Here is a 13,193-nt window from a genome sequence, read left to right on the forward strand (position 1 = left end):
GCTATATAATCAAGCCGCAGTTGAAATGAGAGAGGGAGGATGCATGTGGAGACCAGAATTATCTCAGGTATTCTTTCGTGGGACCAGGAGAACAAATACTTTCTTGAAACCTTGATGGAGAACCGGTATTTTCTCGTTCTTCCGCAGATCATTACTCTTACGCAGACGGATGAAAAGCTGGCAACGGATGAGCTGAACGAGAGCCACAAAGGAAAAAATGCGATAGCGCGATGCTTTGTGTGAGGTTTTCCCAATCGCTTTTGTGTGCAAATTTTCCATCTGGATTTTGTATTTCGTATGGATTATATTATAATCACGATTACGAAAATACAGGATTGCCCGGTTTGGGTGGGGGTAGGAGCGCAATGGGTTGGGAGTTTGTTTTGATCATCATTGGCATTAACATTTTGTACGTGTCATTCTTTACGCTACGGTTACTGATGGTGATCAAAGGGTATCGTTTTTTGGCATCAATCATCGCCATGGTCGAGGTTTTCGTTTACTTGAAAGGGCTGGGTCTGGTTCTAGACAACCTGGACAATCCCGTCAATCTGGCGGCGTATTGCATTGGTTGGGGATTGGGTGTGTTTGTTGGGAGCAAGATTGAGGAATTTTTGGCTCTCGGCTATGTCACCTTGCAAGTGGTTGTCGATTCAGTCGATCTGGAGCTGCCGGATAAGCTGCGCCAATGTGGATTTGGCGTGACATCTTGGGTAGCCGAAGGACGCGATGGCCAGCGCCTGATGATGCAGGTCCTGACCAAGCGCACGAATGAAAAGAAGTTGTGGAATCACATTTATGAAATTGCTCCGAAAGCGTTTGTTATCTCCCTGGAACCGAAGCAGTTACGAGGCGGATTTTGGGTGAAGCGCCTGCGCCCTTGAGCGGAAAAACATGAAAAAAAGCCAGCGGTTGCCCCTATATGAGGGCTTTCGCTGGCTTTTCTGTTTCGTTCATAGAGAGGGGGCCAGAGGGGACGTGTTCCCTGCCCTCGTTTCGTCCTCGAGATTCAGCTGGTTGGCATTCAGCACGATTTCCCGAATGTAGCGGACCGCATGCCGTGCGGCTTCCTCTGGCGCGTAGCTGCTGCGATTGTTCAGGAAAGCGGTAAACATGCCTTGCCAGATCAAGAGGGTCAGCTCGTTGACAGCCTCGATTTTTTGCTGGAGCAAAAAGCCCTCCTTGACGAGAAGCTCCAGGCTGATGAGGCCGCGCCTGTTGATGTTGTACGTGCCCAGCATCGGCTGCAGCTCTTCCGGGATCGCAATCAGATCAGCAGGATAGACGCTGTAATAGTGCGAGAGCAGCTCCTCGGGCTGGCTCCCCAGGTCAGCGATGAAGATCGCATGAAAGATTTGCGGATTTTGAAAGGAATGCTGGCAAAAGATTTCCCATACGCGCAGGTAGCGCTCCTGTGCCGAAAGCTGTGGGTCCTGATAGGTCTGAACAACTGCTTCCGTGTAGGGCTTGAGAAACTTCATGGCGGCAAAAAACACGAGATGGGAAAGCTCGCTGAAGTAGTTGTAGATCGTCGCACTGTTATAGCCTGCCCGATCGGCAATTTTACGGATCGTGACGTTGGGTACGCCTTCCTCCAGAATGATATCCGCCGTAGCCTCCACAAAATATTTCCACATGCGTGTTCGTTGAATCGTTTTGTTTTTACTCACCGTTATATCACCTTATCCTACTTGCCAAGCCAAGAGCCGTGCATTTTATTTATCGTTAGTTTACTATGGACGGCCCGACAAGAAAACGGGTTCTTGCTGGTCATCCGGATTTACACGGGTAACGGATAGGACGGCAGGACAAAATAGGTACGCCAAAGTGTGGCAGTGGAGCTACATTTTTCTGAACGGTGAGGAGGGAGCATAACCCGATCTTCTTCGATGAGCAGCTGCGCAAACAGCCGGAGTTAATTCCGCAGGCTTGTGAAGAAGTGCTGCGCTATCATTTTATCGCGAGCCTGGACCGTGCCGTGAAGGAGGATACCGACGTTCTCGGCGTACCCATGAAGCGTGGCGAGATCGTGATCGCCTGGATGTCTTCTGCAAATCGCGACGAGCGCCAGTTTGTAGGCGGAGAGACTTTTGATATTCACCGGCAGAACAGCAAGGAGCATCTTTCCTTTGGCAACGGGCAGCACTTCTGTTTGGGCGCTCCTTTGGCGAGATTGGAAATGCACTACGCGATGACATCTTTTATGAAGGAGTTCGCCAATATTCGTCTCGTAGAGGGGTACCGCCCTTGGGATCATCTCGTTTCCCATGGCTCTACACTGACCAGCCTGCCCATGTATATCGATCGCTGATACTAACTCCTGCCGAGAGCCGAAACCGAGGCTGCACTTCCAAGGAAGAAGCGTCTGTTTGAAAGGACAGGGGGACGGTATAATGAATGGGAAAAAGATGCAAAGAATGTAGACGTCCCTATCAACCTATCGGTATGGAGCAGGAGGTATCAGGCGATGAATCTGGGTTTGCAAGGTAAAACAGCGATTGTTACGGGAGGCAGTAAAGGCATCGGATTTGCAACCGCCATGGCATTGGCAGCAGAAGGAGCGAATGTAGCGCTTGTTGCCCGTGGTTTGGAGGCTTTGCAAAAGGCAGCGGAGCAGATTGCTGCACAGACGGGACAGGAGCCGTTGGTCATTGCCGCAGATGTGTCCGAGGAGCAAGATGTTCGCATGGCTGTGGAGAAGACGGTAGAGCGCTTTGGCAGCGTGGATATTTTGGTCAACAATGCAGGCACGTCTGCTGCGCGTCCATTTGAAGAAGTGTCCCAGGACATGTGGGAAGCCGACCTGGATCTGAAGCTGTTCGGAGCGGTTCATTTTTCGCGGGCAGCTGTTCCGTACATGCGTCAAAATGGAGGCGGAGCGATCTTGAATGTGACGGCGGTCGGCGGCAAAACACCGTCCGCTTCCTCGATGCCAACCTCTGTGAGTCGGGCTGCTGGTCTGGCTTTGACCAAAGCGATGAGCAAGGATCTCGCACCAGACAACATCCGAGTCAATGCGGTGTGCATCGGTTTGATTCGCAGCGACCAGATCGAGCGCTTCTGGCAAGCATCAGCGCCAGAGCTTACGTGGGATGAGTTTGCAAAAGACCCTCGCCATGCGATTCCACTCGGACGAATTGGCCAAACGGAAGAGGCGGCAAAGGTAATCACGTTCCTGGTATCAGGTGCTGCTTCTTACGTCACCGGTACTTCGGTGAACATTGATGGAGGAAAAGCAGCTGTTCTGTAAGCTGCCAGTGAGGAACGGTCATGATGCATGCAACATTGGAAAAAGCTTTGCGGACGGTACTCGACAACTGGGAAAAGATGAAGAAGAGCCACGAAGATGACGCTGCAGATGATGCCGAGCAGTTCGAGGCTTCCTTTTACAAGTGGATCGAGGCGGTACGTCAGTGGTACAGAGGGCTGGAACAAAAGCCAACGAGCCTGGAGGACGCGCTGCTCCTGCCAGAAATGGCAACCAGCATGGAGCTTCTGCCTGTCGAGCTTCAGTTGAATTTTGAAACGGAGCTGGAGCTGATCGTAGAGGGACAGGAGAGAATGGAAGACGAACGGTACGATTAAAGCTGCTTTTTGCATAAGAAAACCGCACGATCCTCCGGGGCCGTGCGGTTATTTGTGCAGAGCGACTAGGAAATCGTTTTTTGCCCAGGATTCCAGTCCATCGGGCACAGTCCACCAGACTGCAGCGCGGAGATGACCCGAAGCGTCTCGTCTACACTGCGGCCCACCTTTGAATTGGAGATGACAGAATACTGCACGATACCTTCGGGGTCAATGATGAACGTTGCGCGCAGCGGAGCCTTCGTCGCTTCATCGAGCACGCCGTAGTTCAGGGTCGTTTCTTTGCTATAGTCAGATGCGAGAGGGAAAGACAGCGGGCCGATCCCGTCACTTGCGCGCATCCAAGCTTTATGGGTGTGAATGCTATCGCCACTGATGCCCAGTACCTCGACATTCAGATCCGAAAATTCTCTGATTCTGCGATTCAGGCTGAGAAGCTCTGTCGGGCACACTTTGGAAAAGTCAAAAGGATAAAAGAACAGCATGAGCCATTTGCCGCGGTAATCGACCAGGCTCTTGGGGATGGGGAAGCCATTTTCAAACGTAACGGTGTCCATGGTGAAATCAGGTGCAGGAAGTCCGATGCGTGCTGTCATGTAAGTCTCTCCTCGTTTCTGTAGATCGTAGGTATGTAAATCCTGGTAATAAAGTAACACGATATTAGATTATATTCAATATCAAATTATAATAATTAAAAATAAGAGGAGTCTTCCACCGATGAAGCAGGGGAAAACTCCTCTTTTCACTATGGCTACGTCGCTCTCGCCCAGACTGCTAGGGAGACTGACTTGCCTGGATTGATAAAGCGATGGGGCGAGGTACTATTAAAGCCGATGCTGTCGCCCTCGTACAGGTGGTATTCCCGATCGGCCAACAGTACTTTCAGCTCGCCTTGCAAAATGTAGCCGCACTCTTCCCCGGAGTGGGAGATTTGCTCCTGCTCCAGTGTTTCTCCTGGCTCGATCTCAATCAGCAGAAACTCGATTTTGCCTTCCTGCAGAGGGGTGAGCACATGGTATTTCGTCATCGTATTTTTCAGCTGGATAATCTTGTGCAGCCCTTTGCGGATGACGGGTTCATGATCGTCCTTTACTCGGAAGAAATGGTTGATCGGCACTTCCAATGCGGAACAGATTTTCCAGAAGGTGCCCACGGTGGGGTCTACCAGTCCGCGTTCGATCTGTGACAACAAGCTCATGCTCAGTCCAGTCTTATCGGCGAGATTTTGCAGGGTCAGCTGCTTTTGCTTGCGGATTTCTCTAAGCTCTGCTCCGTTGAACATTCATTATCAACCTTCTTTGCATGGAGACTAGGTAGGGAGGACAGCAAGGTTTGGGTGTATGCGTCCTTGGGGTTGTTGAAAATGTCGGCGACCGTTCCCGTTTCCACGATGCGACCCTTTTGCATGACGGCCATGCGATCGCACATATAGCGGATGACAGACATGTTATGGGAAATGAACAAATAGGTAAGATTGCGCTCACGCTTCAGCTCCTGCAGGAGATTCAGCACATGAGCCTGCACGGACACGTCCAGCGCAGAAGTAGGTTCGTCGAGTACGACAAAAGCCGGATCTGTGATCAAGGCACGGGCGATTGCAATCCGTTGGCGCTGCCCACCGCTGAATTCATGCGGAAAGCGATTCAGATGCTCGACTTTCAGCCCGACACGTGTGATGAGGGCATGCAGCTTTTCAGTCGTTCCCTTGGCTTTTCGCTCCGCAGCCGGCAGGGCCTGTAGCGGCTCCATAATGATTGATTGCACCCGCATGCGAGGGTCGAGCGAGGATTGCGGATCCTGAAAGACGATCTGCATTTCGCCCGGCTTCAGTCGATTGAATTTGTTGTCCGTCCAAAGTGGAGTGCCGTCATACAGGAGTGAGCCGCTTGTCGGATGCTCCAGACCTGTAATCATTTTACCGATCGTACTTTTTCCCGAGCCGGATTCGCCAATCAGACCGAAAGTTTCGCCTCGAGCGATGGAAAAATCGACTCCGGAGACAGCGTGAAAGCTTTGACTGCCTTTTCGGTACTCTTTGCCGATACCTGCTACTTGCAGCAATGGATTCATTCTGCTTCCCTCCTCCAGCACGCGACTTGATGGGTATGAACTCCGTTGTACGCTTGCTCCAGCACAGGAGATTCCTCTACGCAAATCGGAAGCGAATCTGCACAGCGCGAAGCAAAGACGCACCCACGCGGGCGATTGCGCAGATCGGGGGATTCACCTGGAATGGCGGAAAGCGCCTGTCCCGGCACTGCGAGATCGGGGAGGGCACCAATCAGCGCCTTCGTGTAAGGATGATTCGGTCTATGCAGCACTTCCTCTGTCGTTCCTGTCTCGACGACCTCACCCGCGTACATGACCACGACGCGTTGGCATACCTCGGCGACGACACCCAGATCGTGCGTAATCAGCATGATAGAGGTCCCGCGCTTGGCGGCGAGATCCTGCATGAGCTTGAGGATTTCGTGCTGAATGGTCACGTCCAGAGCGGTAGTCGGTTCGTCTGCAATCAGCAGATCGGGCGGAGCTGACATAGCGAGCGCGATGACGACGCGCTGTCTCATCCCACCGCTCAGTTCAAACGGATATTTGCGGGCGACGAGCTCTGGGTCGTTGATCTGTACCTCTGCCAGGCTGATGACCGCCTGCTGGTAGGCCTCGCGGTAGGAGATTCTGCGGTGGCGATGAATGACCTCTGCGAGCTGATCCCCAATGCGCATTGTAGGATGCAAGGCTGTCATCGGCTCCTGAAAGACCATACCGATCTCTTTTCCGCGCAAAGCCTGCAATTCTTTTTTATCGAGAGTGAGGATATTTCTTCCTTTGTAGGTAATTGAACCTGCCGGGATGGACGCATTCTTCTCCAGCAGGCCTAAAATGGTCAGAGCGGTAACGGACTTGCCCGATCCAGACTCACCGACGATGCCGACGATCTCTCCTTGGTTGATGGAGATCGAGACATTTTTTAACGCTTTGATCTTGTCTTGCATGGAGGTAAACTCAACAGTCAGTTCTTTGATTTCCAGCAGCATGTGCCATTTCTCCCTTCATTCACCGGTTGGCTTTTGGATCGAGAATGTCTCGGATTCCGTCGCCGATCAGATTAAAGCCGCAGGAAGCCAAGAACAGCGCAAGCCCTGGAAATGTGGGATACCACCAGTAGTCCAACAAGTACTTCCAGCCGATACTGATCATCGCGCCCCACTCTGGAGTTGGCGGCTGTGCGCCCAATCCGAGGAAGCCTAAAGTTGCGACCAGCAGGATGGCGTCGCCGATGTCCAGGGTGACCTGGATGACGACAGGGGAGAGTGAGTTCGGAATGATATGACGGGCAATAATGCGCCAAGGCTTGATGCCAAATGTGACAGCTGCTTTGACAAACAGCTTTTCCCGCAAGGCGAGCGTTTCGGCACGCGCCAGACGGACGTAAACAGGAATTTTGATGATGGCAATCGCGAGCATGGCGTTTTGCAGGTTGGGACCCAGCGTGGCAGCAACGGCCATAGCCAGGACGAGAGAAGGAAACGCCAGCACGATATCCATGAGACGCATGATGATCTGATCCAGCTTTCCTCCGAAATAGCCGGAAATCGCTCCGATCACGGTACCGATCAGACCTGCGCCGAATACGACGGCGACACCAACGCCGAGGGAAAGGCGCGCTCCGTACAGGATGCGGGTGAAAATGTCCCTGCCGACTTCATCGGTGCCAAACCAGTGATCCCCGCTCGGTGGAGCGAAGCGCTGGGTGATGTTGATTTTGGTCGGATCATACGAGCTGATCAAGGGTGCGAAGATCGATGCGAGCAGGATGAGAAGCAGCAGAAACAAGCCAAACAGCGTCAGCGGATTTCTGCGGATTTTATACCAAAAGGGGTTGACCGGTTTCGTGGTTGCCACTTTCGAGATGCTTTCTGTATTCGCAGTCATGCCAGACATCGGAAATCCCCTTTCTATTCCTTAATTTGTGGATCGAGTGCGTAATAGGTGAGGTCGACGAGCAGGTTGATGATCACGTACCCGAACGAAATGACAAACGTAAAGCCCATGATCGCCGGAAAGTCGAGGAACGCGATGGATTCGACGACGTATTTTCCCATACCGGGCCAGCTGAAGATCGTTTCCGTGACGACGGCTCCGCCTAAAAGGGAACCGAAGGATAGTCCAACGACGGTTATGGTGGGAATCAGCGCATTGCGCAGGGCGTAGCGGAAAAGCAGGACAGGCCCGTGAATGCCGTTGGCAAGAGCCGTGCGAATGTATTCTTGGCCGAGAACTTCCAGCATGCTGGCGCGTACCTGGCGGGTAACGATCGCGAGCTGGGCAAAAGCGAGTGTGCAAGCAGGCAGAGCGAGATGCCAAAGACTATTGCCAAAAGCTGTCCAATTGCCCGTGATGAGGCTGTCGAACAGGTACAATCCTGTGATGGTAGGTGGCGGTGTTACAGTCAAATCGATGCGGCCGCTAGACGGCAGCAGGTCAAAAAACTTGTAAAAAACCAAAATCCCGATCAGTCCGCTCCAGAAGACGGGAGTCGAGATACCGGCGATGGAAAAAAAGCGCCCGGCGTGATCCCAGCTTGTATCCTTTTTGACGGCGGACAGGATGCCGATGGGAATCCCGATGACAATCGCGATGATAAATGCGGTCAAGGCTAGCTCCAGCGTGGCAGGGAAAAATTTGATCAGATCGTCGACAACGGGCTGCTGTGTACGGATCGAGCTGCCAAAGTCACCTGCGAGAAGTCCTTTCATATACGTAAAATATTGGACCCAGACCGGCTGGTCTAGGCCCAATTGACGGCGGACTTCCTGCAGTGTTTCCTCACTGGCGCGTTGCCCTACCATCATTCGAGCAGGATCTCCGGGGATGACATGGGAGAGAAAGAACGTGATCAGCGTCACACCCAAAAGAACCAGCACGAGCATGGACAGGCGTTTGGTGATGATTTGTCTCATGAGGAAGACACTCCTTCAAACGGCTTTATTTTGACATTTCGGCGAGGTTGTAAATCCCCTCTAGCATCGGGTTGTAAACAAAGCCTTTTACGGACTTGCTGACAGGGAGCAAGAAATCCTTCTGGTACAGATAGAGGTAAGGAGCTTCGTCGATTGTGATCAGTTGAGCTTCCTTGTACAGCTTTTCGCGCTCGGCTTTGTCATTGATAGAAGCGGCTTTGCGAACCAGCTCGTCCACTTTGTCATTTTTATAGAAAGCGCGGTTTCCAGCGAGACCAAAGTTCACGGAGTCAAACCAGTAGTTCATGAACATGTACGGATCACCGAAGTCAGGGCTCCATACACCCATCGCGAGGTCAAACTCGCCTTTGTCGATCATTTCACGGGAAGTCGCATACGCAATTTTCTTCAGATTCAGCTTTACGCCAATGTCGGAGAAGAAGGCTTGCAGGGCGAGTGCTTCTGTTTCCCACCAGGCTTTGTTGTCCGAGTACAAGAGGTCGATCGTCAGGTTAGTAGCGCCTGCTTCTGCCAGAAGTGCTTTTGCCTTTTCGACGTCACGCTTGTATTGAGGGGCGGATTCGTCATAGCCCCACAGACCTTTTGGAATTGGGCCGCGCATTTGCGTCGCGTAGCCTTCCTGTACAGATTCTGTCAGCGCATCGTAATCGATTGCGTAGCTGAGCGCTTGGCGTACTTTTGGATTTTGCAGAGCCGGGTTACCTTTTGTGGAGTTTACGTAGATGTAATCGACAAACAGGCTAGGCTGCTGCAGGACTTCCAGGTTTGGCAGGTCTTTGAGAGCTTTGAGCTGTTCGTTTGGAATACCTTCGGCGATATCGATCTCGCCTTGTTCGAGCTGCAAGCGTTGCGCTGTAGCATCTGGGATGATTTTAAAGAAGATGTTTTGGAGTGCAGGCTTCACAGAGGAGTTGGGATTGAGTGTTAGCTTGAGGTATTCGCCTTTTCTCCATTCGGAAAGCTGATAGGGACCGCTGCCCATGGTGTTGTTTGCGAGGAAGTTTTGGCCGAGATCGCCGTTTTGTTCCTTTTCCATGACCTTTGGATTGACGATGCCGCCATAGTTGGCTGCCAAGGTGGAGAGGAACGGCGGGAAATTTTTCGAGAGTACGAAGGTGACGCTGGTCGGAGAGTCTACTTTTATTTCTTTAATGACGCTGTAGACATCTGCAGGACCTTTTTTGATTTTCAGTGTGCGATCAAAGGTGAATTTGACTGCTTCAGCTGTGACAGGCGTACCGTCGGAGAACTTGTTGCCTTCTGCGAGCGTGAATGTCCAGGTAAGACCGTCTTCGCTCACTTTCCATTCTTTTGCCAGACCCGGCTTCACTTCAGTCGTGCCACCGTCGTATTCGACCAGGCGCTGGTAGGTAGGATAGGTGATTTTCCAAGCGCTGTTGTCGAATGTGACAGCTGGGTCCAGTGTGCCTTGATCGGATGTGATCCCGACGAAGAGCGTGTCAGCAGGCGTAGTAGACGCTGGCTTCGCGGCCTCGGTAGGCTTGCTTTCCGCTGGCTTGGCTTCTCCTTGGGATTGGCTCGCTGGCGTGCTTGAACACGCAGAAACCATCAGGGAGAGGACGAGCAGGGAAGAAGTGAAGAGAGATGACCATCGACGCTTCAATGAATTCGACCCCCAATTACTATAGTATATTTAATTAATTTTTAATATATTTCAAATATTGACGTTATTCAACAATTTTTTCGTTCATTTCCAAAATCCCGCCGTAGAATGGCTGCCCATTCGTTTGACGTGCCCAGGAGCGGGTGCCGTACTCGTAATGCCACCACTCGTTGGAATAGTTGGTGAAGCCGGCATCGATCATGATGTGATAGAGGAGACGTCGATTGTTGCGAATCTCGATGTCCTTTTCGCTAGGCGCAGAAAGCTCTTCGAAGTGGCGAGTCAGCGCCTTCTCGGTAAAATCGTCAAAGTCTGTCCCCATGTCAAGCCAGCCTTCTGGTCCTGCTATTGTCAGATCGACGGCTCCTCCCGTGAGATGGGGAGAGGGAATCAAAATATCGGTGGTAGGCTTGGCCACGAATTTGCTCAGCTCTTTTGTGATCTCCTCTTCGTCCGTCCAGCCCTGTGCAATCAGATCCTGGCGAAAGCCTTCGTACAGGGACGCTTGTACTTCATGTGAGCGCCAGCCGTCGAGCACAACCAGCTGCAAGCCAGTGGGAAGACTGTCAGCGGCAAGGATCAGCCTGTCAGCGACTCCTTTGCGCAGGTAAGCTTCTGTCTGAGCGCCTGGATAGCCGAGATGATAGTAGGCTGGGTAGACCGTGATTCGGGGTGAGATGGTAGAGAGAGGGATCATCGCTTCGCCGCATTCCACTACTGGAGGCGTATAAGCCGTTCGATCATCGTGTTTTGCTGGGATCAGAGGATAGTTGTTCATATCGTTCACCTCCTTGGTAGGTTGATGTTTGGTAGGATTGGATGACTTTAGGAAATATGGTAACGGAAAATTCGTTTTTAGTAAACTGCAATTATATTTAATTTTCTGCAATTATCTGATGGAAAGGGGGAAGAAGGGGTATCGCCAGCGAGTTTGCGGAGACCTCCAGCTGCAAAAGGGGCGGTTCAAGACGAAAAAGTATCGTCTGAACCGCCGCCAAATGAGTTGAAGGACCCTCTAATCTTTTGGTATGGTAACCTAAGTATGGAAGTGTTGGATGCTCGCAGATCCAGTAGAACGCGTACACCAAAAAAGGAAGGTGAGAAAAGTGTCAGTCACGATATCAACCGATGATCTAGAGCTGCCATGCCCGCATTGCAATGGGAAAAAATATGTAATTTCGAACGAGGAAAAGGCAGCTTGTCCAAAGTGTGACGGGAGAGGAGTTATCTTAACTGCACTTGGTCAAACTCTGCTTCACTTTATAAAAAAACATTCGTAAATCCTTATGATTTTTTACAGCCCGGATAATCGAATCTCAATGGTTGTTCCCTTCTGTTCCTCGCTGGATACGTGAACGGTTCCATCGTGGTTTTCGATTATTTTTTTGCTTACCATGAATCCTAGACCGGTTCCTTTTTCTTTGGTTGTAAAAAAAGGTTGTCCCAATTTCTCCAGGACATCTTTGGGAATTCCAACTCCTTGATCAATAAAGCGAATGGAGACGGTCTCCTTTTCCACCTCCAGCTGAATCGTCAGCTCCCCGCCATCTGGCATGGCTTCAATGGCATTCTTGATAAAGTTGATGCACACTTGCTTCAGCTGGTTTTCCTCACAGGTTACATAGATGTCATCCGCAGCGGACTTCATCACGATTTGTACGTTACACATGTTTGCTTGGGCCTCTAAAAGCGTGACCACTTCTTTCAGCAGCGAGCAGACATTCTTTCGCTGAAAATGAGCTATTTGCGGCTTGGCCAGCAGGAGCATTTCACCGAGGATCAAGTCTATGCGGTCAATTTCCGACAGCATGATGTCGTAGTATATACCGTTTTCCAAAGCTTGAGATTTTAGCAATTGCAAAAAACCTTTAACAGAAGTCAAAGGATTGCGGATTTCATGGGCGATACCGGCGGCAAGCTCACTTACGACAGACAGCTTTTCTGTTCGTAGCAAAAGCTCTTGTGCCTGTTTTTCTTCCGTAAAATCGCGAATAATCGAAGCCCATCCACTGACTTGATCGCTTTCGTCCCGCAATGGGAAACAGGATATTTTCACATTGCGCTCGTTTCCGGCCTTTGTTTTCCGAATGGTTTCGAAGCCTTGAATATATCGCCCCAATAATGTTTCCGCTTGATTTTTTTGGACTTCCCACTTTCGCTCATGAGGGATGAGCGGCAGATCTTCAGCGTGTACTCCCATGATTTCTTCGGAGCTCCAGCCGAATACTTTCTCGAATGAAGCGTTTGTCCGAATGACTTGATTGTCATCATTAAAAATCAAAATCGGGTCTAAATTTCGGGTAATGAATGATTCCAGCTGATAGGTGGTTGTCTTTAGCTTGCTCTTTGTTTCATTATGTAAATGCTTATTTTGCTCCAAGATCCGCTGCTGCTCTTCTTGAAGAGACAGGGACGGAAAGGTGACGGATCTTTTCTCATAAAAACTAGACTTCTTCAATTCTTTATCCGTCATGAAGTACTCATGGGTTTTCATCATCTCATTCATAAAAGAGGCGGATACTTGCCTGCCATTGTACGCGCAAACGGACAGGAGCCCCAGAGTGTTCACGGTGTGGTCTGAAATTGTTTCAAAATGCTTTAGCTTCTGGAGAATTTCCTCCTGCTCCTTCCATTCCACTAGTGCCCATGTTCGGATTGTGAGATTTTGATGCAGCAAGGGACGCAGAATATTTTTAAAATGCTCCAAAATCGTATGCGAATGAAAGTCATGATGTGCCGCATAAAATTCATGGCTGTCAACAAAATGAACCAATCCCATCCGATCCTGCGAAGTTTCCTGTTTAAGCTTTTGGCCAATCTTCCAAAGATGCTGCTTGGTATCAATCAGCAGCAGATGATGCCCCTGTTCGATCCCCGTTCGAATATAAGAAACGGCATTTTCCAAATAGCTCTCAAGATCTTCGTAAAAATACAGGATATGGCCGCTTGAAATTTGTATAAGCTCGTTTAATTGAACATGCTGATTGTTCACTTTCCAC

At 50.6% G+C, this 13,193-nt stretch carries 16 protein-coding genes; 6 read left to right on the forward strand and 10 right to left on the reverse strand.

What is annotated here, in order from left to right; all coding sequences use genetic code 11:
* The first annotated feature begins 39 nt into the window (after window positions 1–39).
* Together ACLIN2_RS07080 and ACLIN2_RS07085 are read left to right on the forward strand one after the other, a co-directional pair.
* Window positions 40–243, forward strand: coding sequence for a hypothetical protein (locus ACLIN2_RS07080; RefSeq protein ID WP_174769287.1), 204 nt, complete (start codon window positions 40–42; stop codon window positions 241–243).
* 122 nt (window positions 244–365) lie between these two features.
* Entirely contained in the window at window positions 366–884 is a 519-nt protein-coding gene (locus tag ACLIN2_RS07085; protein WP_411503623.1) for a DUF2179 domain-containing protein, read from the forward strand.
* 69 nt (window positions 885–953) lie between these two features.
* Here the strand turns inward: ACLIN2_RS07085 and ACLIN2_RS07090 are convergent, their stop codons facing one another.
* Complete coding sequence (locus ACLIN2_RS07090; RefSeq protein ID WP_246070931.1) at window positions 954–1,670, reverse strand: TetR/AcrR family transcriptional regulator; 717 nt, start codon at window positions 1,668–1,670, stop codon at window positions 954–956.
* 188 nt (window positions 1,671–1,858) lie between these two features.
* Here ACLIN2_RS07090 and ACLIN2_RS07095 point away from each other — a divergent pair, with 188 nt between their 5' ends.
* From ACLIN2_RS07095 to ACLIN2_RS07105, 3 genes are all read left to right on the forward strand, one after another.
* Window positions 1,859–2,311, forward strand: a complete 453-nt coding sequence (locus ACLIN2_RS07095) for a cytochrome P450 (RefSeq protein WP_411503624.1) — start codon at window positions 1,859–1,861, stop codon at window positions 2,309–2,311.
* 156 nt (window positions 2,312–2,467) lie between these two features.
* On the forward strand, window positions 2,468–3,250 hold the full coding sequence (locus ACLIN2_RS07100) for an SDR family NAD(P)-dependent oxidoreductase (RefSeq protein ID WP_411503625.1): 783 nt from the start codon (window positions 2,468–2,470) through the stop codon (window positions 3,248–3,250).
* Between the two features lie 20 nt (window positions 3,251–3,270).
* On the forward strand, window positions 3,271–3,585 hold the full coding sequence (locus tag ACLIN2_RS07105) for a hypothetical protein (protein WP_411503626.1): 315 nt from the start codon (window positions 3,271–3,273) through the stop codon (window positions 3,583–3,585).
* A 65-nt stretch (window positions 3,586–3,650) separates the two neighbouring features.
* Here the strand turns inward: ACLIN2_RS07105 and ACLIN2_RS07110 are convergent, their stop codons facing one another.
* The 8 genes from ACLIN2_RS07110 to ACLIN2_RS07145 form a co-directional block, all read right to left on the reverse strand.
* Window positions 3,651–4,181, reverse strand: a complete 531-nt coding sequence (locus tag ACLIN2_RS07110) for a peroxiredoxin (protein WP_411503627.1) — start codon at window positions 4,179–4,181, stop codon at window positions 3,651–3,653.
* A 155-nt stretch (window positions 4,182–4,336) separates the two neighbouring features.
* Window positions 4,337–4,867, reverse strand: coding sequence for a cupin domain-containing protein (locus ACLIN2_RS07115; RefSeq protein WP_092266528.1), 531 nt, complete (start codon window positions 4,865–4,867; stop codon window positions 4,337–4,339).
* Complete coding sequence (locus ACLIN2_RS07120; RefSeq protein WP_092266256.1) at window positions 4,819–5,655, reverse strand: ATP-binding cassette domain-containing protein; 837 nt, start codon at window positions 5,653–5,655, stop codon at window positions 4,819–4,821. Before ACLIN2_RS07120 ends, ACLIN2_RS07115 begins: the two co-directional genes overlap by 49 nt.
* Window positions 5,652–6,623 (reverse strand): ABC transporter ATP-binding protein, encoded by a 972-nt coding sequence (locus ACLIN2_RS07125; protein ID WP_174769288.1) that lies wholly within the window; start codon window positions 6,621–6,623, stop codon window positions 5,652–5,654. The genes ACLIN2_RS07120 and ACLIN2_RS07125 overlap by 4 nt, the downstream gene beginning before the upstream one ends.
* Before the next feature lie 19 nt (window positions 6,624–6,642).
* The gene (locus ACLIN2_RS07130) at window positions 6,643–7,530 is read right to left on the reverse strand and encodes an ABC transporter permease subunit (protein WP_411503628.1); all 888 of its coding nucleotides are present in this window, start codon (window positions 7,528–7,530) and stop codon (window positions 6,643–6,645) included.
* A 14-nt stretch (window positions 7,531–7,544) separates the two neighbouring features.
* On the reverse strand, window positions 7,545–8,549 hold the full coding sequence (locus ACLIN2_RS07135) for an ABC transporter permease (protein ID WP_092266255.1): 1,005 nt from the start codon (window positions 8,547–8,549) through the stop codon (window positions 7,545–7,547).
* A gap of 25 nt (window positions 8,550–8,574) precedes the next feature.
* Window positions 8,575–10,194 carry an ABC transporter substrate-binding protein gene (locus tag ACLIN2_RS07140; protein ID WP_411503629.1) on the reverse strand — a complete coding sequence of 540 codons (1,620 nt, stop codon included), beginning with the start codon at window positions 10,192–10,194 and terminating at the stop codon, window positions 8,575–8,577.
* 64 nt (window positions 10,195–10,258) lie between these two features.
* On the reverse strand, window positions 10,259–10,972 hold the full coding sequence (locus ACLIN2_RS07145) for a M15 family metallopeptidase (protein ID WP_092266254.1): 714 nt from the start codon (window positions 10,970–10,972) through the stop codon (window positions 10,259–10,261).
* A gap of 277 nt (window positions 10,973–11,249) precedes the next feature.
* Between ACLIN2_RS07145 and ACLIN2_RS07150 the strand changes: the two genes are divergently transcribed.
* Window positions 11,250–11,474 carry a tryptophan RNA-binding attenuation protein gene (locus ACLIN2_RS07150; protein ID WP_122959781.1) on the forward strand — a complete coding sequence of 75 codons (225 nt, stop codon included), beginning with the start codon at window positions 11,250–11,252 and terminating at the stop codon, window positions 11,472–11,474.
* 14 nt (window positions 11,475–11,488) lie between these two features.
* Here the strand turns inward: ACLIN2_RS07150 and ACLIN2_RS07155 are convergent, their stop codons facing one another.
* A complete protein-coding gene (locus ACLIN2_RS07155) occupies window positions 11,489–13,186 on the reverse strand; it encodes an ATP-binding protein (protein WP_328204330.1) in 1,698 nt (565 codons plus the stop codon).
* Between the last annotated feature and the right edge of the window lie 7 nt (window positions 13,187–13,193).

The sequence above is a fragment of the Brevibacillus centrosporus genome, from assembly GCF_046622605.1.
Classification (GTDB): domain Bacteria; phylum Bacillota; class Bacilli; order Brevibacillales; family Brevibacillaceae; genus Brevibacillus; species Brevibacillus centrosporus.

Coding starts and splice junctions, on each gene's coding strand:
- ACLIN2_RS07125 (WP_174769288.1), bottom strand. CDS start 6,623: ATGCTGCTGGAAATCAAAGAACTGACTGTTGAGTTTACCTCCATGCAA.
- ACLIN2_RS07110 (WP_411503627.1), bottom strand. CDS start 4,181: ATGACAGCACGCATCGGACTTCCTGCACCTGATTTCACCATGGACACC.
- ACLIN2_RS07085 (WP_411503623.1), top strand. CDS start 366: ATGGGTTGGGAGTTTGTTTTGATCATCATTGGCATTAACATTTTGTAC.
- ACLIN2_RS07100 (WP_411503625.1), top strand. CDS start 2,468: ATGAATCTGGGTTTGCAAGGTAAAACAGCGATTGTTACGGGAGGCAGT.
- ACLIN2_RS07145 (WP_092266254.1), bottom strand. CDS start 10,972: ATGAACAACTATCCTCTGATCCCAGCAAAACACGATGATCGAACGGCT.
- ACLIN2_RS07105 (WP_411503626.1), top strand. CDS start 3,271: ATGATGCATGCAACATTGGAAAAAGCTTTGCGGACGGTACTCGACAAC.
- ACLIN2_RS07130 (WP_411503628.1), bottom strand. CDS start 7,530: ATGTCTGGCATGACTGCGAATACAGAAAGCATCTCGAAAGTGGCAACC.
- ACLIN2_RS07080 (WP_174769287.1), top strand. CDS start 40: ATGCATGTGGAGACCAGAATTATCTCAGGTATTCTTTCGTGGGACCAG.
- ACLIN2_RS07115 (WP_092266528.1), bottom strand. CDS start 4,867: ATGTTCAACGGAGCAGAGCTTAGAGAAATCCGCAAGCAAAAGCAGCTG.
- ACLIN2_RS07135 (WP_092266255.1), bottom strand. CDS start 8,549: ATGAGACAAATCATCACCAAACGCCTGTCCATGCTCGTGCTGGTTCTT.
- ACLIN2_RS07120 (WP_092266256.1), bottom strand. CDS start 5,655: ATGAATCCATTGCTGCAAGTAGCAGGTATCGGCAAAGAGTACCGAAAA.
- ACLIN2_RS07150 (WP_122959781.1), top strand. CDS start 11,250: ATGCTCGCAGATCCAGTAGAACGCGTACACCAAAAAAGGAAGGTGAGA.